Annotated in this window: 15 protein-coding genes; 3 read left to right on the top strand and 12 right to left on the bottom strand. The window is 65.5% G+C overall.

Annotated elements, in window-relative coordinates:
- Positions 1–12: 12 nt before the first annotated feature.
- The 4 genes from ACZK5G_RS14480 to ACZK5G_RS14465 all read right to left on the bottom strand — a co-directional run bounded on the left by ACZK5G_RS14480 (position 13) and on the right by ACZK5G_RS14465 (position 6,447).
- Positions 13–930 carry a hypothetical protein gene (locus tag ACZK5G_RS14480; protein WP_285302645.1) on the bottom strand — a complete coding sequence of 306 codons (918 nt, stop codon included), beginning with the start codon at positions 928–930 and terminating at the stop codon, positions 13–15.
- Between the two features lie 403 nt (positions 931–1,333).
- Positions 1,334–4,507 (bottom strand): multidrug efflux RND transporter permease subunit, encoded by a 3,174-nt coding sequence (locus tag ACZK5G_RS14475; RefSeq protein ID WP_107433071.1) that lies wholly within the window; start codon positions 4,505–4,507, stop codon positions 1,334–1,336.
- A gap of 15 nt (positions 4,508–4,522) precedes the next feature.
- The gene (locus tag ACZK5G_RS14470) at positions 4,523–5,791 is read right to left on the bottom strand and encodes an efflux RND transporter periplasmic adaptor subunit (protein WP_049422071.1); all 1,269 of its coding nucleotides are present in this window, start codon (positions 5,789–5,791) and stop codon (positions 4,523–4,525) included.
- On the bottom strand, positions 5,791–6,447 hold the full coding sequence (locus tag ACZK5G_RS14465; RefSeq protein ID WP_032127669.1) for a TetR/AcrR family transcriptional regulator: 657 nt from the start codon (positions 6,445–6,447) through the stop codon (positions 5,791–5,793). Before ACZK5G_RS14465 ends, ACZK5G_RS14470 begins: the two co-directional genes overlap by 1 nt.
- Before the next feature lie 250 nt (positions 6,448–6,697).
- Between ACZK5G_RS14465 and ACZK5G_RS14460 the strand changes: the two genes are divergently transcribed.
- Positions 6,698–11,674 carry an NAD-glutamate dehydrogenase gene (locus ACZK5G_RS14460; protein ID WP_149909403.1) on the top strand — a complete coding sequence of 1,659 codons (4,977 nt, stop codon included), beginning with the start codon at positions 6,698–6,700 and terminating at the stop codon, positions 11,672–11,674.
- A 111-nt stretch (positions 11,675–11,785) separates the two neighbouring features.
- Here the strand turns inward: ACZK5G_RS14460 and ACZK5G_RS14455 are convergent, their stop codons facing one another.
- Complete coding sequence (locus tag ACZK5G_RS14455) at positions 11,786–13,591, bottom strand: hypothetical protein (protein ID WP_478463875.1); 1,806 nt, start codon at positions 13,589–13,591, stop codon at positions 11,786–11,788.
- Positions 13,592–13,875: 284 nt separating this feature from the next.
- On the opposite strand from ACZK5G_RS14455, the gene ACZK5G_RS14450 reads away from it, so the two are divergent.
- Together ACZK5G_RS14450 and ACZK5G_RS14445 are read left to right on the top strand one after the other, a co-directional pair.
- Positions 13,876–14,649, top strand: a complete 774-nt coding sequence (locus ACZK5G_RS14450) for an NAD kinase (RefSeq protein WP_006376667.1) — start codon at positions 13,876–13,878, stop codon at positions 14,647–14,649.
- A 47-nt stretch (positions 14,650–14,696) separates the two neighbouring features.
- Positions 14,697–15,641 (top strand): 5'-nucleotidase, encoded by a 945-nt coding sequence (locus ACZK5G_RS14445; protein ID WP_005417414.1) that lies wholly within the window; start codon positions 14,697–14,699, stop codon positions 15,639–15,641.
- A 135-nt stretch (positions 15,642–15,776) separates the two neighbouring features.
- On the opposite strand, the gene ACZK5G_RS14440 is transcribed toward ACZK5G_RS14445, so the two are convergent.
- The 7 genes from ACZK5G_RS14440 to ACZK5G_RS14410 all read right to left on the bottom strand — a co-directional run bounded on the left by ACZK5G_RS14440 (position 15,777) and on the right by ACZK5G_RS14410 (position 22,887).
- Entirely contained in the window at positions 15,777–16,328 is a 552-nt protein-coding gene (locus ACZK5G_RS14440; protein ID WP_071227460.1) for a DUF2939 domain-containing protein, read from the bottom strand.
- Between the two features lie 42 nt (positions 16,329–16,370).
- The gene (locus ACZK5G_RS14435) at positions 16,371–17,351 is read right to left on the bottom strand and encodes an aldo/keto reductase (protein ID WP_478463874.1); all 981 of its coding nucleotides are present in this window, start codon (positions 17,349–17,351) and stop codon (positions 16,371–16,373) included.
- Positions 17,351–18,037, bottom strand: a complete 687-nt coding sequence (locus ACZK5G_RS14430) for a DUF2461 domain-containing protein (protein WP_032127674.1) — start codon at positions 18,035–18,037, stop codon at positions 17,351–17,353. Before ACZK5G_RS14430 ends, ACZK5G_RS14435 begins: the two co-directional genes overlap by 1 nt.
- The gene (sbcB, locus tag ACZK5G_RS14425) at positions 18,034–19,473 is read right to left on the bottom strand and encodes an exodeoxyribonuclease I (protein ID WP_478056908.1); all 1,440 of its coding nucleotides are present in this window, start codon (positions 19,471–19,473) and stop codon (positions 18,034–18,036) included. Before sbcB ends, ACZK5G_RS14430 begins: the two co-directional genes overlap by 4 nt.
- On the bottom strand, positions 19,473–20,840 hold the full coding sequence (locus ACZK5G_RS14420; RefSeq protein ID WP_049422075.1) for an FAD-dependent oxidoreductase: 1,368 nt from the start codon (positions 20,838–20,840) through the stop codon (positions 19,473–19,475). The genes sbcB and ACZK5G_RS14420 overlap by 1 nt, the downstream gene beginning before the upstream one ends.
- A 31-nt stretch (positions 20,841–20,871) precedes the next feature.
- Positions 20,872–22,146 carry a kynureninase gene (gene kynU, locus ACZK5G_RS14415; RefSeq protein WP_032127677.1) on the bottom strand — a complete coding sequence of 425 codons (1,275 nt, stop codon included), beginning with the start codon at positions 22,144–22,146 and terminating at the stop codon, positions 20,872–20,874.
- Positions 22,147–22,365: 219 nt separating this feature from the next.
- A complete protein-coding gene (locus tag ACZK5G_RS14410; protein WP_032127723.1) occupies positions 22,366–22,887 on the bottom strand; it encodes a 3-hydroxyanthranilate 3,4-dioxygenase in 522 nt (173 codons plus the stop codon).
- Position 22,888 lies beyond the last annotated feature (1 nt).

Raw genomic sequence — 22,888 nt, 5'->3', positions numbered from 1 at the left:
TCTTTTGTACGATCAACGTGGCAATCGGCAAACAATATCCTTTCCATTCCATTCACAGACGATCTGAAGTGATTCCTGTGGCATTCCCGGATGCATGGTCACGCCATAGAGCCGGGCCGAGTCCACCCATCGTTCGAGCTCGTCGTGATCGTCAAAGCGATAGCTGCCGATGAAGTTCCGGGCCAAATCCGGATCGGTTGCCGCACCATCCGGAATCTTGTTGCCCTTGGCGTCAAGGCTTTCACCTTGCACATAGCGGGCTCTATCAACCGCAGAAGGCGTGATGACCAGCGTGGTTTTTGAACCATCGCGCCATGTGATCCGATAGATGGCGCTGTCAATGCCGATGGTCTTGCTGACGAAGCTCAGTCCGATCGACGAAAGGAACGTCGCCATGCTGTTCCAGGCGGCCGACGAAGTCGTTGCGCCTGTGAACGCCTTGCCAATATCACCTTCCAGTCTTGATCGCTCAGTGGCCATCTGAACGACATCGTAGGCGTTGAGGCTCTTGTGCTCTTCCGGAAAGCTTATGCCGTTGGCGAATTGCGGATCATCTGGATGCACCTCGTACTGGATTCCTCTTCCGGCCCACTGCCGCGGCGCGAACTGTACGGTTGGCACGTTGTTGTCGAGCATGCCCATGATTCGATTGAAGGATGCGTTGATTGGCCCGGGAATCTGCGCCCTTGTTGCGCGGTAGCGACGTAGCTCGCGATCGTATTCCACATCGAAACCATGAATCCGGCGCTGCTGGAAGTCGGCGACGATGGTGGGCCCCGTGCCCGAGGAAAGTGCCAATGCGCGCGGGTCACGACAGTTGTCGCAGACGAGGACGCCCTTGGCGCGGGCTTCCTGGATACTGCCGGCTGCAAACAACGTGCTGAGCAGCAGAGCGGTGCGGCTGAAGAATCGTAGAGCTTTTCCATCCATGATTTGTCTCCTGGGACGGCATCGGATCGATTGCCGTAGAAACATCTGGATAGCAACGATCAGGACGTATCGGACCTCTGCGCGGCCAGAAATCCAACGTTGGGGTTGTCTGCGAACCCGGGAGACGCCTTGAGCGCGAGTGTGGCGTGCGATCCCATACGGTGCAGCGGTCCGGTGTTCGCAATGTGGGCTGGATGCGACCTGCCTCCGGCGCCACCATAGGCACCGTGGTTGCACTGCTGCGCTGACACGTGGCACTGCAAAGCGCCAACCAAGGTTGGCGACTACCGGGTCAGCCGCAGCATTGGCAGGTGCCAACCTGGGTTGGCGAAGCATCTACCATGCGGCAAGAAAAAAGGCCCCGGATCGCTCCGGGGCCTTTTCGTTTCAACCCACCGCCGGATCAACGATCCGGGCGGTGCGCGGCTTCCGCGTCGCGCTGGCGCTCCATGAATTCCTTGGAGGACTCATCCAGCTTGTCACCCAGCATGCGGCGCACGACCACGAAGAACACCGGGATCATCAGCAGGCCGAGCAGGGTGGCGAACAGCATGCCGCCGATCACGCCGGTGCCGATGGCGTGGCGGGAGTTGGCGCCGGCGCCGGTGGAGATCGCCATCGGGATCACGCCCATGATGAACGCGAACGAGGTCATCAGGATCGGGCGGAAGCGCAGGCGGGCCGCTTCGATGGTGGCATCGCGCAGGGTCTTGCCTGCTGCGCGCTGCTCCACCGCGAACTCCACGATCAGGATCGCGTTCTTCGCGGCCAGGCCGATCACGGTGATCAGGCCGATCTTGAAGAACAGATCGTTCGGCAGGCCACGCAGCATCGACAGGCCGAGGGCGCCAAGCACGCCAAGCGGCACCACCAACAGCACCGCCACCGGGATCGACCAGCTTTCATACAACGCGGCCAGGCACAGGAACACCACCACGATCGACAGCACCAGCAGCAGCGTCGCCGCGTTGCCGGCCAGGATTTCCTGGTAGGACATGCCCGACCAGTCGTAGCCGAAGCCAGCCGGCAGATCGTCGTTGACGATGCCTTCCATGGTCTGCATCGCCTCACCCGAGCTGGTGCCCGGTGCCTGCGAGCCGACGATGTTGATCGCCGAGTAGCCGTTGTAGCGGCTCAGCGACGGCGGTGCCGACACCCATTCGGACTTGACCACCGTATTGAGCGGGATCATCGAACTGGTGCCATCGGCGTTCTTGGTCAGGCTGGACGGGCTGTAGAAGCTCTTCAGCGATTCCTGGCCGGTGCGGTACGGACCATCGGCCTGCATGGTCACGCGCTTGATGCGGCCTTCGTAGAAGAAGTCGTTCACGTACACCGGGGCCAGCATCAGCTGGATGGTGCTGTACACGTCCGACACCGACATGCCCATCGACTGCGCCTGCACGCGGTCGACATGCAGCTGCAGCTGCGGGGCGTTTTCCAGGCCGTTCGGGCGTACGCCCACCAGATGGTCGGGCTTCTGCGCAGCCTGGCCAAGCAGGATGTTGCGCGCCTGGGTCAGCTGCTCGTAGCCGGCACCGCTGCGGTCCTGCAGCCACATGTCGAAGCCGCCGAACTGGCCGAGGCCCTGCACGGTGGGCAGGTTGACCACGAAGATCTGCGCTTCCTTGATGCCGTAGAACGCGCCGTTCATGTTCTGGATGAACTCGGGCGCGGTGAACTTGCGTTCCTCCCATGGCTTCAGGCGGATGAAGCCCATGCCCACGTTCTCGCCGGAACCGACGAAGCTGAAACCGGCCACCTGCAGCATGCCTTCATAGCCGTCCTGCTTTTCCAGGATGCCACGCATCTGCGCGAACACTTCGTTGGTCTGGCCCTTGGTCGAGCCCGGCGGCAACTGCACGATCGCCAGCGCATAGCCCTGGTCTTCTTCCGGCAGGAAGCTGCCCGGCATGCGGGTGAACAGGAAGCCGCACAGTGCGGTCAGCACCACGAACAGGATCATCCAGCGCGGTGCATGGCGCACCGCCGAAGTGATGTGCCCCACATAGGTATGGCTGATCTTGTCGTAGTACTTGTTGAAGGTGCGGTAGATGATGTTCGGGTTGTCGTTGTGCGTCGGCTTGAGGAAGGTCGCGCACAGCGCCGGGGTGAAGCCCAGAGCCAGGAACGCCGAGAACGCCATCGAGATGGCGATGGTCAGCGCGAACTGCTTGTAGATCTCACCGGCGGCACCGCCCTGCAGGGCGGACGGGATGAACACCGCGGCCAGTACGACGGTGATCGCCACCACCGCGCCGGTGATCTGGGTCATCGCCTTCTGCGTGGCCGGCTTCGGCGCCAGGCCTTCCTCGGTCATGATGCGTTCGACGTTCTCGATCACCACGATCGCGTCATCGACCACGATGCCGATCGCCAGCACCATCGCGAACAGGGTCAGCTGGTTGATCGTGAAGCCGATCATCCACATGCCCAGGAAGGTGCCGAGCAGGGCCACCGGGATGACCAGGGTCGGGATCAGCGTGGCGCGGAAGTTCTGCAGGAAGATCAGCATCACCAGGAACACCAGGAACACTGCTTCAAACAGTGTCTTGACCACTTCCTGGATGGAGATCTTGACGAAGGTGGTGCTGTCGTACGGCGAGAACCAGGTCACCCCGGACGGGAAGCTGGGCTGCAGCTCGTCCATCTTGGCGCGCACCGCATCGGCCACGTTCAGGGCGTTGGCGCCCGGCAGCAGCTGGATGGCGAAGGCACCGGTCGGCTTGCCGTTGTACTGGGTGTCGAAACCGTAGTTGTTGGCACCGAAGGCAACGCGGGCGATGTCCTTCATCAGCACCCGCGAACCGTCCGGATTTGCCCGCAGGATGATGTTCTCGAACTCCTGCGGCGAGCTGAAGCGGCCCTCGGCCGAGACCGTGGCGGTGAAGTGCTGGCCTTCCGGCGACGGGTCCGAACCCAGCGCACCGGCGGCGAACTGCACGTTCTGCGCGCGCACCGCCGCCAGCACCTGGCTGGCCGACAGGCCATAACCCTGCATCTTCTCCGGGTTGAGCCAGATGTTCATGGCGTACTCGGAACCGAACTGCTGGGTGCTGCCGACGCCGGGAATACGCGAGACCTGGTCGAGCACGCGCGAGCCGACGATGTCGTTCAGGGCGTCACGGTTGATGGCCGGCGTATCGGACTGCAGCGCGATCACCATCAGGAAGCCAGCGTTGGCCTTGGCCACCACCACGCCCTGCTGGGTCACTTCCGAAGGCAGGCGTGGCGTGGCCAGCGAGACCTTGTTCTGCACCTGCACCTGGGCGATGTCCGGATCGGTACCGGTCTCGAAGGTCAGGGTGATCTGCGCACGGCCGTTGGAGGCGGACGATGAGCTGAAGTACAGCAGGTGATCGATACCGGTCAGCTGCTGCTCGATCACCTGGGTGACCGATTTCTCGGTGGTGTCCGCACTGGCGCCCGGGTAGGTCGCCGAGACGGTGACCTGTGGCGGGGCGATGTTGGGGTAGGACTCCACGCCCAGGTTGAGGATCGCGATCACGCCGCTGAGCGAGATCAGGATCGCAACCACCCAGGCGAAGACCGGATGTTCGATGAAAAATTTAGGCATGACGGAAGGTTCCCGTTACTGCTTGTTCGAATCGGTGGCGGCCGGCTTGGCCGCATCGGCCTGCTCGGGCTTGGCCGCGTCGGCCGGTGCCTTGCCTGCGGCCGGTGCTGCGCCCGCCGGAGCGGCGCCGCCTGCGGCAGGCTTGCCGTTGGCGTCCTGCCCCGGGGTCCACGGCTTGGCGACTGCCGGTGCACCTTCCTTGACCTTCTGCACGCCGGCCACGATCACCTTGTCACCGGCGGCCAGGCCGTCGCTGACCAGCCAGTTGCCGTTCTGCGCGCCATCGGTCTTCACGTTCTTGCGCACCACCTTGCCGTCGGCACCGACCACCATCACGTAGCCGCCGGTGGTGTCGCGCAGCAGCGCCTGCTGCGGCACCAGGTAGGCGTTGTTGCGCTCGCCGAGGTTGGCCTGGAAGCTGACGAAGGCGCCGGGCAGCAGGATCTGCTGCGGGTTCGGCAGCAGCGCGCGCAGCGACACCGCGCCGGTGGCCGGGTCGACCGTGGTCGAAGAGAAGTCCAGCGTGCCCGGTTCGCTGTAGGTGCTGCCGTCGGCCAGCTTGACGTTGACCGTAGCCTTGCCGTCACCAGACAGCGCCAGCGCACCCTTGGCCTGCTGCGCGCGCAGCTGGGTCAACTCGTCCACGCTCAGCGAGAAGTTGACGTACAGCGGGTCGAGCTGGTCGACGGTGGTCAGCAGGGTCACATCGCCCTGGCCGACCAGTGCGCCTTCGGTGACCTGCTGCTTGTTGGCCACACCGCTGATCGGCGCGGTCACTTCGGTATAGCCCAGGCTGATGCGCGAAGAGGTCACCGCCGCTTCGGCCTGCTTGACCGCGGCCAGCGCGGTGCGCTCGGCCGATTCGGCGTTGTCCAGGTCGGACTTGGAGACGAACTGCTGCGGCGCCAGCGAACGCGCGCGGTCCGCGGCCACCTTGGCATTGGCGTAGGTGGCGCGGGCCGAGGCCAGCTGGGCCTCGGAGGCATTGAGCGAAGCACGCAGCGGCGCCGGGTCGATCAGGAACAGGGGCTGGCCCTGCTTGACCTGCGAGCCTTCCTGGTAGACGCGCTTGAGCAGTACGCCCGGCACGCGCGCACGCACGTCGGCGCTGCGGAACGGCGACAGGCGGCCGACCAGCTCACGCTGCAGCGGCAGGGTCTGCGGCTTGGCGTCGATCACGCCCACCTCCGGCGGCGGGGGCGTCTGCTGTTCCGGCTTCTTGCAGGCAGCCAGCGCGACAGCAACGGCGCACGTCAAGGCAAGGGTGCGGAGTGGGGCGGTCATCAGGAGGAACTCCGGGGTTGGTTTGAAGACGGGGCCGCCGACGGCTGAGGCGCGAAGGCGCGCAGGAAGCTGTCGACGGAGAACTCTGCCCACCGCCGACGCAGCTGCGCGTCATCACGATGGGGGGTATGGAAACGCTGTTTGTCGAAATCCTGACCGGCGATCATGCTCAGCAGCAGTTCGGCCATGAAGTGCGGGTCGTCATGCCGGAGCTGGCCACGCATGCAAACGGTTTCAATCCATTCAGCAAGATGAAGCGTCAGCGCGCCGGCGCCATGCCGGTACAGCGTACGCGCCTCTTCGGGAAACTGGGCCGCGTCGGCGGCGATCAGCCGACAGGCCTGCCCTACGTGCGGTTGGTTGAAATGCTCCAGGAAGTCGGTGGCGAACTGGAGCAGGCTGGCACGCAGGTCGTCAGTGCGGAGTGCACGAACCATGGCTCCGGTAGCGTGGCCGACATGGCGCTGCATCACCCGGCGCAGCAGTTCCTGCTTGTTGCCGTAGCGCGAGTACAGGGTCTGCTTGGAGCAGCCGGCATGCTGGGCCACCGCGTCCATGCTCATCTGCATGCCCTGCTGGGCCAGCAGCTCGCGCACGGCATCGAACACGCGCTCATCGCGTGCGTCGAGGGCAACGGGGAGGTAGGCCGGGTTCACGCGGTGGACTATACCGTCCAGTTCAGGATTGTGGAATCGAATCGGCGTCGCCGCGTGTGTCTTCCGGTAACACGCTTTGCCGATCCTGTCGGCAGTGCTGAAGCGCGCACCAGCACCATACCGGTGCGAACTGAATAGGCGTCTAAACCGCAGCAAACCCGAATCTGGTTATTCCGTCCTGCAGCAAGGCCTTTTCGTGCGGTAGGGCTACAATTTCATTTTCCCAACTGAGCAAGCGCATCGCTCTGCCATGAAACCGCAAAAAACCGCAGCCAAGACCGTGAAAAACAAGACCAAACCAGCAGAGTCGGAGGTCGCAGTGACCGCTGGTTTCTCCCTGGAGCCGGTGTACACGGCATTGCGCAAGCGTTACCCCGCGGCCGCACAGGCCGAAGCGGTGGCCTTCGCCACTGACTTCTACAAGCGCATGGAGTCGGACGAGTTCCCGCACCACAGCGCTGAAGAGTGGGCCGCTCTCGCGGCTGAGACGCTGGAATTCGCCCGTGCCCGCAAGGCCGGCAAGGCCAACGTCCGCGTGTTCAATCCGACCGCGAAGGCCAACGGTTGGGAATCGCCGCACACCGTGCTGCAGATCGTCAACGACGACATGCCGTTCCTGGTCGACACCGTCACCATGTCGCTGGCCGAACAGGGCGTGGGCGTCCACGTGCTGGGCCACCCGGTGCTGCGCTTCACCCGCGACAAGGCCGGCAAGCTGGTCAAGGTCGGCGAGGGTGATGCCGAGTCGGTGATGCTGCTGGAGATCGACCGCCAGCCGGCCGAAGCCATGGCGGCCATCGAGCAGGCCATCAGCAAGGCGCTGGACGAAGTGCGTGCGATCGTGCGCGACTGGCAGCCGATGAAGGACAAGGCGCTGGCGCTGGCCGACGACCTGGGCAGCCGCCAGCTGCCGGTCGACGACGCGTCGCGCAAGGAAGCACAGGAATTCCTGCGCTGGGCCGCCGACAACCACTTCACCTTCTTCGGCTACCGCGAGTACCGCGTCGAGAAGCAGGGCAAGGAAGAGGTGCTGGCGCCGCTGAACGACACCGGCCTGGGCCTGATGCGCGGCAAGGACAAGTCCGCCGCACGTCCGGTCAAGACGCTGGCCGCGCAGGGCCTGAACACCACGTCCGGGCTGAAGGACGCGCTGATCCTGACCAAGACCAATGCCCGTTCGCGCGTGCACCGCGCCGGCTACATGGACTACATCGGCGTGCTGGAATTCGACGCCAAGGGCAAGATCATCGGCGAGCAGCGCTTCCTCGGCCTGTTCACCTCCAGCGCCTACAACCGTCGCCCGTGGGAAATCCCGCTGGTGCGCCAGCGCCACGAGCACGTGATGAAGCAGTCGGGCCTGGCCTCGGCCAGCCACAGCGGCAAGGCCCTGCGCCATATCCTGGAAACCCTGCCGCGCGAAGAACTGTTCCAGTCCAGCGAGGACGAACTGTTCCGCACTGCCATGGGCGTGCTGGGCCTGCAGGAGCGCGTGCGCAGCCGCCTGTTCCTGCGCCGTGACAAGTACAGCCGTTTCATCTCCGCGCTGGTCTACCTGCCGCGTGAGCGCTTCAACACCGACGTGCGCCTGCGCATCGAAGCGATGCTGAAGGACGCGCTGCACGGCGAGTACGTGGACAGCTCGGTGGTACTGGGCGAATCGCCGCTGGCCCAGGTGCACCTGATCGTGCGCCCCAAGCCGGGCGAAATGCTGGACGTCGATACCGCCGAACTGGAGCAGAAGCTGGCCCAGGTGCTGCGCAACTGGCAGGACGACCTGCGCGAAGCGCTGGTGACCCGCCACGGCGAAACCGAAGGCCTGCGCATCGCTGCCCGCATCGGCAAGGCACTGCCGGCCGGCTACATCGAAGACAACAGCACCGCCGTTGCCGCCAACGATGTCAGCCAGCTCGATGCCCTGACCGGCCCGGACGACCTGCGCCTGAGCCTGCAGGCCGTGCCGCGCGAAAGCGGCGATGGCCTGCGCCTGAAGCTGTATCGCCAGCTGGACGACATTCCGCTGTCGGACGCGCTGCCGATGATGGAAAACATGGGCCTGCGCGTGATCGCCGAGCGTCCGTACCGCCTGTCGGTCGACAACGCGCCGGTGTACGTGCAGGACTTCGAGGTCGAGTCGACCGCCGGCGCGATCGATGCCGCCAGCGTCGATGAAGCCTTCGGCGAGACCTTCGCCCGCGTCTGGCACGGCGATGCCGAGAACGACGGCTTCAACCGCCTGGTGCTGGCCGCTGGCCTGCACTGGCGCCAGGTCGCCATGCTGCGTGGCTACTGCAAGTACCTGCTGCAGACTGGCGTGCCGTTCTCGCAGGCCTACGTGGAAGGCACCTTCGCGCGCTACCCGCTGCTGGCCCGCCTGCTGGTCGAGCTGTTCGAAGCCCGCTTCGATCCGGCTACCGGCCATGAGAGCAAGGACGATATCGCCGCCGGCCAGGCCCAGCTGAAGGCCCACTTCGATGTGCTGGCTGCTGGCGACGACGCCACCCTGAAGGTGCTCAAGACCGTGGTCGACGCCCGCAAGGGTGACCGCGACGCGCAGATGCAGGCCGCGCGCGATGCGCTGCTGAAGCTGATGGACCGCGTGTCCAGCCTGGACGAGGACCGCATCCTGCGCTCGTTCATGGGCGTGATCGACGCGACCCTGCGTACCAGCTACTACCAGACCGATGCCAACGGCCAGCACGGCCATGTCATCAGCTTCAAGTTCGATTCGGCGCTGGTGCCGGACCTGCCGAAGCCGCGCCCGTACCGCGAAATCTTCGTCTACGGCCCGCGCGTGGAAGGTACCCACCTGCGCTTCGGCGCGGTCGCCCGTGGTGGCCTGCGCTGGTCGGACCGTCGCGAAGACTTCCGTACCGAAGTGCTGGGCCTGGTCAAGGCGCAGATGGTCAAGAACACCGTCATCGTGCCGGTCGGCGCGAAGGGCGGCTTCTTCGCCAAGACCCCGCCGGTGAACGGCGACCGCGACGCGATCTTCGCCAACGGCGTGGCCTGCTACAAGCTGTTCATCCAGGGCCTGCTGGACATCACCGACAACATCGTCAACAACAAGATCGTGCCGCCGGTGGATGTCGTGCGCCACGACATGGACGATCCGTACCTGGTGGTGGCTGCCGACAAGGGCACCGCGACCTTCTCCGACATTGCCAACGGCCTGGCCATCGCGCACGGCTTCTGGATGGGCGATGCGTTTGCTTCCGGTGGTTCGGTGGGTTACGACCACAAGGGCATGGGCATCACCGCACGCGGTGCATGGGAGTCGGTCAAGCGCCACTTCCGTGCGCTGGGCCGTGACAGCCAGAGCCAGGACTTCACCGCGGTCGGCGTCGGCGACATGTCCGGCGACGTGTTCGGCAACGGCATGCTGCTGTCGCGCCACATCCGCCTGGTCGCTGCGTTCGATCATCGCCACATCTTCCTGGACCCGAACCCGGATGCAGCCACCACGTTCGTCGAACGTGAGCGCCTGTTCACCGTGCCGCGTTCGAGCTGGGCGGACTACGATGCCAAGCTGATCAGCAAGGGCGGCGGCGTGTACCCGCGCAGCCTGAAGTCGATCGAGATCACCCCGCAGGTGCGTGAAGTGCTGGGCCTGGACGAGAACGTCAAGGCGCTGTCGCCGAACGACCTGATGAGCGCGATCCTGAAGGCACCGGTCGACCTGCTGTGGAACGGCGGCATCGGTACCTACGTCAAGGCCGCCAGCGAGCAGCACAGCGATGTCGGCGACCGTGCCAACAACGCCCTGCGCGTGAACGGTGGCGAGCTGCGCTGCAAGGTGGTGGGCGAGGGCGGCAACCTGGGCATGACCCAGCTGGGCCGCATCGAAGCTGCCCAGGCAGGCGTGCTGCTCAACACCGACTTCATCGACAACTCGGCCGGTGTCGACACCTCCGACCATGAAGTCAACATCAAGATCCTGCTCAACGATGTGGTGCGGGCGAAGAAGCTGACCGTCGAGCAGCGCAACAAGCTGCTGGCCTCGATGACCGATGAAGTCGCCGAGCTGGTGCTCAACGACAACTACCGCCAGAACCAGGCGCTGAGCCTGATGGAGCGGATGGCAGTCAAGCGCCTGGGTTCCAAGCAGCACTTCATCCGTACCCTGGAGCAGCAGGGCCTGCTTGATCGCCAGATCGAGTTCCTGCCGTCCGATGCCGAGCTGTCGCAGCGCAAGGCACGCGGCCAGGGCCTGACCCGTCCGGAGTTGTCGGTGCTGCTGTCCTACTCCAAGCTGGTGGCGTTCGCCCAGCTGCTGGATTCGGACATTCCGGAAGATCCGTACCTGTCCAAGGAGCTGCAGCGCTACTTCCCGACCCCGCTGCAGAAGAAGTACGCCGACGCAATGGAGCGTCACCGCCTGAAGCGCGAAATCATCGCCACGGCCGTGACCAACCAGACCATCAACCGCATGGGCGCCACCTTCCTGATGCGCATGCAGGAAGACACCGGCCGTTCCATCGCCGAGGTCGCCAAGGCCTACACCATCAGCCGTGAAACGCTGGATGCGCGCGCGCTGTGGGCACAGATCGATGCCCTCGACGGCAAGGTGCCGGAGTCGGTGCAGATCGACGCACTGGAAGTGATCTGGAAGCTGCAGCGCTCGTTCGTGCGCTGGCTGCTGTCGCGCCCGGGTGCGATGCCGGGCATCACCGAAGCGGTCAACCGTTACCAGGGTCCGTTCAACGACATCCGCGTTGCGTCGGGTGTGCTGCCGGATTCGCAGCGTCCGACCTACGAAGCCCTGGTGGCCGAGTGGAAGGAAAAGGGCCTGCCGTCCGCGCTGGCGCAGCAGCTGGCCGAACTGCACTTCCTGGAGCCGGCGTTCGACATCATCGAGCTGGCCCGTACCCGCAAGCTGAAGCCGGTGGACGTGTCCAAGGTCCACTTCCGCCTGGGCGATGCCCTGCAGCTGCCGTGGCTGTTCGAGCAGGTCGACGCGCTGGAGGTCAATGGCCGTTGGCACGCCGTGGCACGTGGCGTGCTGCGTGACGAGCTGGCCGCCAACCACCGCAACCTGGCGGGCCAGGTGCTGGGCACCAAGGGCAGCAGTGCTGAAGCGAAGGTGGCGGCCTGGATGGGTCGCGACGACAACAGCCTGCGCTTCACCCTGGCGATGCTGGCCGAACTGGCCGAGCAGAAGACCCTGGACTACCCGACCGTCTCGGTCGCGGTCCAGCGCTTGGGCCAGCTGGCCGCACATGGTGCGTAAGTGATGTAACGCCGGGTTATGCCCGGTGTGCGTAAAACGGAACGGCCCCGCGAAAGCGGGGCCGTCTTGTTTTACAGCACATGCCGACCATCGGCCGGCAATCCGTGCAGACTACGGCCAGCGCTCTTCGCCGTAGCGGGCGATTTTTGCCGCAACGCCATTCATGTGCTGCACTTCATCGCGTTGGCTGGCATTGATGGCGCGGCTGCCATCCTCCAGTACGTGAGTCGCGGTCGGGTAGACCGGCAGCAGATTGCCAGAACCAATCACAGGCACGGCCTGCTTGCCATGAATTTGCATGCCGAGAGCTTTGCCGACTTCTTCGCGCAGGACATTTTTCGAACACAGCACGTTGCTTGCAATCACGAAGTGCTTGTCTACGGTGGAATGATACGAACCACTACAGCCACCGGCGATCCCTCCCACGTAGGCGCCATCAGCAAGGACATGTCGCCCAAGATCCTTGAACACCGTCTGTTGCGCGAACCACTGCGGAATCTCTTGGGTAGGCATTCCGGCCGGCAGCGGGTGCCCGTACTTGACCAAGGCTGCCTCGCGCAGAAGAAACGTAGCGCCAGAGTTCAGCAGGGCCTCGTTGGTCGTCCTGAGGCTCTCACGCATCAGCTCCATTGCGTTTTCTCTTTCGCTGCCCAGTCCCGTGTCGGGAACCAGTACGACATCGAGGGTGATAGTTTCCCTCACCCAGTGGATGCGACCGCCATCCACCCGGGCGCGGAAAACCGCTTGCTCGCGGCGCTTCAATGTCTCGATTTTACTGCCGTAGACCTCGGTTGCTGCATCATCCGTGTTCTCTACGATCACTCGTGCGTTGTCCCAGACGTTGCTTTGGCGCGTCGGTAGAATCACTGTCTTGCCCTGGGTCGTGATACGTGTCAGCCATGAATTGGCACTCTCCAACCTGCCATTGCTGAGCTGGCTTTCATCAAGTTGCTGGGCGGAATAGTTCAGTGGATGCCACTTGCCGCTACCGGGGCCATTGTCATCGAGATAGATGGCTTCCACCGACTGGCCCGGCTGGAGCTCCAAGTACGTGTTGCTGTTGCCAAAGATGTTGGACGTCGCCAACTTGATGGCGCGCGGTATGTCTTCGTGGACGGATAGAGTGCGACGATCACGGTCGTGGGCGACAGTTGGGAATCTCAGCCCGCGGGGCTGGTCTGTTGGCTTCAGCTCGACATGGGTACGTGGCCATTCGGGCGTGTCCAGGCTCCTGTCAATGCTGACCGGAACGGGGCTGGCGTAATCAAGCTTCCATTTGCGATGGTTCGGGTCGAACACGAAGTGATGCACATCACCGGTCCCCAGCTTCATCTGCGCATCGGGGAACAGCGTGTTGTTGCCCATGATCCGGGTAGGCCACGTCGCATGGTTGGTGACGGCAATCGTGTCATAGGGAAGATTGGGCTGGCTGGGCAACCCGATCTCGCCGGCCCACTGGCCGTCGTACAGCGAGACTTTGGTGATGAATTTGCGGCCCATGGCGGGCACCCACCAGCGCTCGGTATTGTGAGGAATCAACTCCCGTACGTCGCCGATGACTTCCCATCCCTGTTCGCGCTTGTCCAGGTCCACCCATTTCGAGGCAGGGATGATCATGCGGTTGGCATCCGGTGGCAGATGCGAGAACTTTCCGATGAGTTCGAAGTTCTGGTCTTTGCCAGCGGCGTTGGAGATCAAGAAGGACATTTCCCCTGGCTGGGACTGATGTGAAGGCAGCCGTGCCCGCTCCATCCAGTCCTTGGCGCTTACTGTGAAATCCACATGGGAGTACCTGTCAGGTAGTTGCTCCTGGTAGTTGATCCTGCTGGGTGTCAGGTGGGCGCTACCGGACTGCGCGAGGCTGTTGCCTGCTGGCAGCAACGCCGCCAGGGCGATTGCGAGGTGGTGGATTCTCATGGGCTCTCTCTTGGATAGACGGCCGATCCGCGACGTGCCCTGCGGGCCTGCGCCAACGCTGGGTGTGCCAGGCGAACCTGATCGGCACATCAATGGTCATGAGAGTGGTATGAGAAGCCTATCGGACGATATCGAGATGTCGTTGCTGTCGCCGGGAAGGGCTCGATCCTGCTGCACCGCTGAAACCTTCATTGAGTTGGATGAGGGTGCCCCATCCGGCCTGCGGTTGCGCTGTCCGGGGGGCGAGGTATGCTTTGCCCAGCCCTTCCGGATCTGCCGCGCTGATGAGCGACACCCCCCGCATCGCTTTCCTGGCCAGCACCACCGAGCCCGCGCAGATGGCCCGCGCGGCGATGGTCTCGCGCTATGGCGATCACGCGCCGGAGCAGGCGGACGTGCTGTGCCCGCTGGGCGGCGACGGTTTCATGCTGCAGACCCTGCATCGGCACGGGCACCTGGGCAAGCCGGTGTTCGGCATGAAGCTGGGCACCGTCGGCTTCCTGATGAACCAGTATCGTGGCGACGATGACGTGCAGGCCCGCATCGCCCGTGCCGAACCGGCCAACCTGCGCCCGCTGGAAATGGTGGCGCTGACCGAGTCGGGCACCAGTACCGGTTCGCTGGCCTACAACGATGTGTCGTTGCTGCGCCAGACCCGGCAGGCGGCGCATATCGGCATCGACCTCAACGGCCAGGAACGTGTGGCCGAACTGATCGGAGACGGCGTGCTGGTGGCCACCCCGGCAGGCAGTACCGCCTACAACTATTCCGCGCACGGACCGGTGCTGCCGCTGGGCTCGCATACCATCGCGCTGACGCCGCTGGCCCCTTACCGGCCGCGACGCTGGCGCGGGGCGATCCTCAAGGCCGACACCGAGGTGCGTTTCCGCGTGCTTGATCCGTACAAGCGCCCGGTCAGCGTTACAGCGGATTCGCACGAGACCCGCGACGTGGTCGAGGTGACCATCCGCGAGTCGAAGGACCGCCGCGTGACCCTGCTGTTCGACCCGGAGCACAACCTGGAAGACCGGATCCTGAGCGAACAGTTCGTTTTTTGACGACAATAGGCGGCCGGCCCCGCCGACCGCTTGAAGGACCCCCACCGATGGGCGACAACTCCCCCCGTTTGCTGACCGTCGCGGTGACCTCGCGCGCCCTGTTCGACCTCGAGGAAAGCCATGCGCTGTTCGAGAGCGATGGCGTGGCGGCCTATGCCGAATTCCAGCGCCAGCACGAGGACGATATCCTCGGGCCCGGCGTGGCCTTCCCGGTGGTGCGCAAGTTGCTGGCGCTGAACCAGGGCGCCAGCCCGGAGAACCCGCGGGTCGAGGTGATCCTGCTGTCGCGCAATTCGGCCGATACCGGCCTGCGCATCTTCAATTCGATCCAGCACTACGGCCTGGGCATCATCCGCGCAACGTTCACCGCCGGCGAGCCGACCTGGCCGTACGTGAAGCCATTCGGCACCGACCTGTTCCTGTCGGCCAACCCCGAATCGGTGCGCAGCGCGCTGCGCCATGGCATCGCGGCGGCGACCATCCTGCCCAAGCCGCCTGGCGAAACCGCCGCCGCGGCGGCCGACCAGATCGATACCGGTCGCCCGGCCGGCCAGCTGCGCATCGCCTTTGACGGTGACGCCGTGATCTTCGGCGACGAGAGTGAGCGCATTTCGCGCGAGCAGGGCGTGGAAGCCTTTGGCCGCCACGAACGCGAGCGCGCCCGAGAGCCGCTCAGCGGCGGGCCGTTCCGTGGCTTCCTGTCGGCGCTGCACACGCTGCAGGAAGTGTTCCCGGCCGGAGACAGTGCACCGATCCGTACCGCGCTGGTCACCGCGCGATCGGCACCGGCGCATGAGCGGGTGATCCGCACCCTGCGCGAGTGGGGCGTGCGCCTGGACGAGGCGCTGTTCCTCGGAGGGCGCCACAAGGGGCCGTTCCTGCAGGCGTTCGGTGCCGACATCTTCTTCGATGATTCGCAGCACAACATCGACAGCGCCCGAGAGCATGTAGCCGCCGGCCACGTGCCGCATGGCGTTGCCAACGAGGGGTGAAACCATGCCGGGTGGGTGCCAACCGTTGGTTGGCGCCGTCCTGGATCCGTGCCCACCAAGGTGGGCATCTACCAGAGCGCTGTACCCCGGTAGTCGCCAACCTTGGTTGGCATTGCCGTCAGGCCACGGGTCCCGTCAAGGGCTGCCCGACATCCCCAGCTGCAGGTCCACCACTTTCCAGCGCAGGCCCTGCGGTTCCAGCACCACCTTCATCGGAGGCTGGCCGGGGCCGCGATCGACATCGATCACGAAGCGGTCCAGCGCTTCGAAATGATGTTCGGCATGCTTCAGCGGCCGCGCGGGTTCGGTCGCGCCGAAGGCATCGCCGCCCTGCAGTTCATTGCGGCCGCGCTTCCACAGCACGTGACCCTGCAGCATCGCGCCGATCCCGGTCGGGGTCACCATGGTGTCCACCGCGGCACCACCAAGCTGGTCGCCCAGCCCGTACAGCAGGGCACCGAACGGGCTGGCCGCCACATCCGGGCCGGCCTGGCGCACCAGATAGTCATTGAGCTGCGCGCGCAGGCTGCTGCGCACGCGCGGGAAATCGACGTAACGCTCCAGGCGCGCGGTGTCGCGTTGCTCAATGGCCTTGGACAGGCCATTGACGGTCATGTACGGGCCGCCGAACCACCAGGCGGCCAAGGCCAGGACCAACAGCCCAACGAGTGCGGTGAGTTTCTTCATGCCGCCCAGACTGCCGCAACCGCAGCAGCATGGGGTGAAGACTCAATGACTGGGAGATCCGCGGCCATCACCGAAGGCGTCCACCAGCTGCTGGCGTTCGGCTGCGGTCAGTGCCTCAAGCCGCGTCGCCAGAACTTCGTCCAGGCTGCCGGTGCGGGTGGTACCCAGGATGCCACTGGCTACGCCGGGATGGCCGAGGGCGTAGGCAAACGCGGTCTGGGCCGGGCGCTGGCTGCGGATGGCGGCGAGTGCCTTCCGCATGTTGCGTGCGCTGCGCATCAGTTGACGGCTGCTCGGTTTGAGCCAGGCCCTGGCCAGGTACCAGGCATCCGCCGGTCGTGGCAGGCGTGGGCGTGGTGGCAGCAGATGGCCCTGCGCCAGCACGGTGCCGGCCAGTACGCCGATGCCCACCGCGTGCAACTGGTCGATGAGGGGTTCACGGTCCTGCTGCAGGGCGTTGTAGTCCAGAAGCACCACGTCGAACAGCGTGGGATGGTCGATCATCCAGCGCAGGGTCGATGCCGTGTGCGTATTGATGCCGGTGTGCCGGATCAGCCCGCGTTCGCGCAGGCGTTGCAGCGCGGCCAGCAGGTCATCGTTGATGTCGTGCTGGCTGGCACCGTGCAGCTGGTAGATATCCAGGTAATCCAGGCCGAGGTTGCGCAGCGAGGCCTCGCAGCTGGCAGTGATGGCTGCCGGCGAGAAATTGCGTTGCTCGGCGCCGCTGACGCCGGCCTGGCCGGTCAGTGTGCCGCCCTTGCTGGAAATCACCAGCGACTCGCGCGGGTATCGCTTCAGCAACGGGCGCAGGATGCGGCCCAGCCGCGGCTCGGCGTGGAAACCGGAATAGTTGTGGCCGGTGTCCAACAGGTTCACGCCCTGTGCCAGTGCATGCTCGACCACGTGCGCGGCCGACTGTTCCGGGAAGCGGCGATGCCCCCAGAAGCCGGAGCAGCCCAGGCCCACCGGCGAAATCGGCAGGCCGGTGCGGCCCAGCGTGCGGCGTTGCTGTGCCAACGGCATCAGAATTCCAGGTCCAGCGCCGCGCACAGGTAGTCGACGAACGGGCCGAGCGCGGCCAGGTCCTTGCCCAGCGTGGACAGCAGGCGCGGGCCGGTCATGGTGGCGTCGTCCAGCGAGCGCCACATCACCCAGTTGCGGTGCTTGAGGTCATCGATGAATTCGAAGTCGGCCGGGAAGCCGCGCGGCGGCCGCACCAGCTTTTCGCTCTCCTCGAAGTCGAAGCGTTTGCGCAGGGCCGGTGCATGCGCGGCGGCCTTCCAGCTGCCGGGGTTGTCGAGGATGAAATGGCGCACGCGGCGCTGGGTCTCCGGTTCCGGATGCCACAGGCCGGCACCGACGAAGCTCTCGCCCGGCTGCAGGTGCACGTAGAACGAGGGCGCGGCCACCTCGCGGCGGCGCTCATGGAACAGGCGTGCACCCTGCCAGGTCTTGTACGGGGATTTGTCGTTGGAGAAGCGCGCGTCGCGATGGATGCGGAACAGCGAGCCGCCGACGCCGCGGGTATCGGCGCGGAAGTGGTCGCTGACCTCGGCCAGCGCCGGCTGCAGGTCACCCAGCAGGCGCAGGAATGGCTGCCGCACGTGGTCTTCATACTGCTGACGGTGGTCGTTGAACCACGCCTTGTCGTTGTGCCGCGCCAGGCTGCGCAGGAACTTGAAGCTGGCGTCCGAAAAATAGGTACTCACAGGGTCTCCTGCAGGTGCTGGCCCCAGTCGCGCAGCGATTGCAGCAGGGCCTGGCGCCGCGCATCTTCGGGCGCTTCGGCGGCCAGTGCATCGAGCTGCTGCTGGTACTGGGGCAGGTTGAGTTCGCCCAGCCCGCCGTCTCCGAGCAGGCGCTGGCGGCGGTAATCCTGCCAGCGCTGGCGTTCAGCCGGCGCGAGGCTGTCGGGATGATTGCGCGCGCGGTAGCGGAACAGCAGCTCCGGCAGGCGCGGGTCGCGGAAGCGGCCTTCCAGTGCGGCCAGCTGCTCCGGCGCGGTGGTGCGTGCCAGCGCAAGCAGCGGCTTGTCGCCATTGCCGAGGAAGCCGTCGTAGAGCGAGGCATCGACATCGGCCACGGTGGCGGCGCGGGGCTGGTTGTAGACCTGCCGGGCCTTCTCGGCCAGCTGCGGGGCGAACGCGCGCAGGCGTTCCACTTTGGCCTCGATCGCGGCCACGTCCAGGCCGAGGCGCGCGTGGTCATCGGCGCGCAGGTGGTTCCAGGCGATCAGCGCGGGCACCTTGTTCAGGTGCACTTCCTTCAGCGGCACCCGCGCCACGCCTTCGGGCAGCTCGCTGGCGCGCATGTACAGGCGCTGTGCGATCACCTCGGCCGGCAGTTCCAGCAGATCGTCGATCTCGCCTTCCAGGTCGAACACGATCACCCGGTTGTTGATGGTCGGGTGCGCGGCCAGCGGCAGCACCGGGGCCGCGCACAGGCGACTGGCCGGGTAGCGCATGGAAATGTGCAGTACCGGCTTCATCGCGGCCACGTCCAGCAGGCTGCCGACGAAGCGTTTGTCGCGCAGCTTCAGCGCGTACTCCCACAGCCGTGGCTGCGACTGCTTGAACAGGCGTGCCATGCCGATGGTGGCGCGTACGTCGGACAGCGCTTCGTGCGCATCGCCTTCGCGCACGTTGTTGGCCTCGGCCAGGTGCTCGAGCTTGAACGAGGTGGCGCCATCCTCGCGCAGCGGCCACTGGATGCCGTCCGGGCGCATCGCGCGCATCAGCCGCAGCATGTCCAGCAGGTCCCAGCGCGAATTGCCGTTGCGCCACTCGCGTTCGTACGGGTCGTGGAAGTTGCGGAACAGGCCGTAGCGGACGAACTCATCGTCGAAGCGCAGCGTGTTGTAGCCCAGCGCACAGGTGCCGGGGCGCGACAGCTGCTCGTTGATGCGATCGAAGGCCTCGGCCTCGCTGATGCCCTCGGCCAGTGCCTGCTGCGGGGTGATGCCGGTGACCAGGGTGGCCATCGGCGAGGGCAGCAGGTCATCGGCCGGGCGCACGAAGAAGCTGACCGGCGTGTCGATTTCGTTGAGATCGGCGTCGGTACGGATCGCGGCGTACTGCGAGATGCGCGTGCGCCGCGGGTCCTGGCCGAAGGTTTCCAGGTCGTAGAACAGGAAGCTGTCAGCCATCAGTGCGCGCCCTCCAGGACCGGTAGCTGGGCGTGGATCTGTGCTTCCAGTGCGGTCCAGTCGATGTTGTCCAGTGAATCGTGACCGGCGGTGGCGGCCACCAGCATGTCGCGCTGCAGTTCGGTGCGGCGCAGCGCCTCGGCGTACGGCGTGTGCAGGAAAGTGACCATCGTGTAGTGCGGTACGAAGCGGGTCGGCCAGCGCCGCTGCAGTTCCTGTTCCAGCTCGCGCTGCAGCAGGAAGGCGGGATCGGCCACGCGGTCGCGCATCTCCAGGTAGTTTTCCAGTGCCATCTGCTGGATTGCGCGCGCATTTGGCTTTCGCTCGGCTTCGAACGCGGCGAACGCGCCTTCCAGATCATCGGCCTCCATCAGGTGACGGGCCAGCGCAACGCAGTCCTCGAACGCGCAGTTCATACCCTGGCCATGGAACGGCACCATCGCATGCGCGGCGTCGCCGATCAGTACGGCGCGGCCCTGCTGGTGCCAGCGTTCCAGAGTGAGCGTGCCAAGCAGGCCCGGCGGGTGCTGCTCCCAGTCCGCGCGCAGGTTCGGGATCAACGGCAGGGTGTCGGCGAACTCGCGCGCGAACAGCGCCTCGGCCTGCGTGCCGGTGTTGACGGTGGCGAAGCTGGGATCGCCCTGGTTGGGCAGGAACAGCGTGACGGTGAAGGTGCCTTCGTGGTTGGGCAGGGCGATGCACATGTAGTGGCCGCGCGGCCAGATGTGCAGTGCATTGCGCTCGATGCGGAAGCTGCCATCGGCAGCCGGCGGGATCTCCAGCTCCTTGTAGGAGTGGTCGAGGAAGGCGATGTCCTCACCCAGCGGCGCGCGCCGGTTCATCGCCGCACGCAGTGCCGAACCGGCACCGTCGGCACCGATCAGGGTGTCGAAACGGATGTCGTGCGGGCTGTCGTCACGGTCATCGATGAAGCGTGCGTAACCCGCATCGAAATCGACGGTGTGCAGGCGGCGATGGAAGTGCACGGTGGCGCCGGCCTGTTCGGCCAGCTCCAGCAGCGTGGTGTTCAGGTCGCTGCGGTGGATCGACCAGATCACTTCGCTGTCGTCGCGGCCATAGCGCTGCAGCTGCGGTTCGCCCTCGCGCGGGTGCACCATGCGCCCGCGCATCATCACCGCGCGCGCCATCACCTCGTCTTCCACGCCCGCCTGACGCAGTGCGTTGCGCCCACGCTCGGCCAACGCCAGGTTGATCGAGCGGCCGCTCTCGTAGTCGGCCACGCGCGGATCGCCGCGGCGTTCGTACAAGGTGATGCGCCAGCCCTGGCGTGACAGCAGGATGGCCAGCAGGGACCCGGCAAGGCCGGCACCGATAATGCTCAACGAGCGGGAAGCGTGTGCGATCAACGAACTGTCCAGCAGTAGGGGAGGGGCCGGCTTAGAGGCCGGCCCAGGCTTCCACTTCCTCGACGAAGTGGTGCACGTCCAGGTAGCGGTTGTAGAGCGGCGTGGGCGAGATGCGGATCACGTCGGGCTCGCGCCAGTCGCCGAGCACACCGATACCGCGCAGATGCTCGAACAGCGCACGGCCGCGCTCGCGGCCACCGATCACACGCAATGACAGCTGGCAGCCACGGCGCTGCGGCTCGGCCGGGGTGATGATGTCGAGCACGCCGGACAGGCGTGCGCGCACCAGTGCTTCGAGCATGCCGGTCAGTGCCAGCGACTTGCTGCGCAGCGCCTCCATGCCGGCGCGCTCGAACAGGTCCAGCGAGGCGCGCAGCGGCGCCAGGCCGAGGATTGGCGGATTGCTCAGCTGCCAGCCTTCGGCACCGATGGCCGGCGTGAACTGCGGCGCCATCTGGAAGCGGGTGGATTCCTCATGGCCCCACCAGCCGGCAAAGCGCGGCAGGCTGGTGTCGCGGTGATGGCGCTCGTGGACGAAGGCGCCGGCAACCGCGCCCGGGCCGCTGTTGAGGTACTTGTAGTGGCACCACACGGCGAAATCAGGGGCCACGTCATGCAGGCGCAGCGGCAGGTTGCCGACCGAGTGTGCCAGGTCGAAGCCGATACGCGCGCCCTGCAGGCGTGCGGCGCGGGTGATCGCATCGAGGTCGAAGGCCTGGCCGGTGCGGTACTGCACGCCGGGCCACAGCACCAGCGCCAGGCGTGAACCGTGCTCGGCGATGGCATGCTCGATCGCGGTCAGTGAAATCGTGCCGTTGGCCTCGTCCGGCTGCACTTCCACCAGGCACTCGGCCGGGTCGAAACCATGGAAGCGGATCTGTGCTTCCACCGCGTGGCGATCGGTCGGGAATGCGCCGGCTTCCATCAGGATCACCGGGCGCTCGGCCGTGGGCCGGTAGAAGCTGACCATCATCAGGTGCAGGTTCACGCTCAGCGTGTTCATTGCAACCACCTCGCTGGGCAGCGCACCGACCACGCGGGCCAGCTGCGCGCTCACCAGGCGGTGGTAGGACAGCCACTGCGTCGGGCCGGTGAAGTGGCCTTCCACCGCCAGCTCACCCCACTGCTTCATCACTTCCTGCACGGCCGCCTGCGCGCCACGCGGCTGCAGGCCCAGCGAGTTGCCGACGAAGTAGGTCTGCTCGCCGCCGCCATGGCGCGGAATCAGGAATTCATTGCGCAGCGGGCGCAGCGGATCGGCTGCGTCCAGGGCAATGGCGTGGGTGCGGCTGAGCAGGTCGGACATGGTCGGGCAACAGGCTGCAACGGGACCGCCAGTGTAGCGCCTGGGCCAGGGCCCGGTAGCGGCCAACCTAACGCCGGTGCCGCATGGCCCGGTTGTCGCCAACCTTGGTTGGCGCACGTACAAGCAAGCGCCCACCAAGGTGGGCATCTACAAGGTGGGCATCTACCAGAGCGGGGGCGAGCATGCGCCCACCGAGGTGGGGAACTACCGTTCGATGGCTCAGCCGACCGCTGGCGCCGGCAGCGGGTCCACGTGCCCGCACTCGCTGCAGGTACGCAGTTCCAGGCTGGCGTGATAGCGCGCAAACACCTTGGGCAGGTCGGTCTCGATGTTCTGCAGCGGGAAATACTCTTCGTGCAGCTTGTGGTTGCAGCGTTCGCAATGCCAGATCACGCCGTCCATCTCGTGCGGCAGGCGCTTGCGCTCGACCACCAGGCCGATACCACCGGGCGGGCGCCGCGGCGAGTGCGGCACCTTTGCCGGCAGCAGGAAGATCTCGCCGGCGCGGATCGGAATGTCGCGCACCGCGCCGTCTTCCTGCACCTTCAGCACCATCTCGCCTTCGAGCTGGTAGAACCACTCCGGGCCTTCGTCGTAGTGGAAGTCGGTACGCGAGTTTGGCCCGCCCACCACCATCACGATGAAGTCGCCGTTGTCGATCATCTTGTTGCCCACCGGCGGCTTCAGCAGGTGGCGGTTTTCTTCGATCCAGGCGTGCAGGTTGATCGGCGAAGCGAGCATG

Source organism: Stenotrophomonas sp. 62841_Sma, from assembly GCF_056482945.1.
The sequence above is the reverse complement of the archived record's forward strand: the minus strand, read 5'-3'. Positions and strand labels throughout refer to the sequence as shown.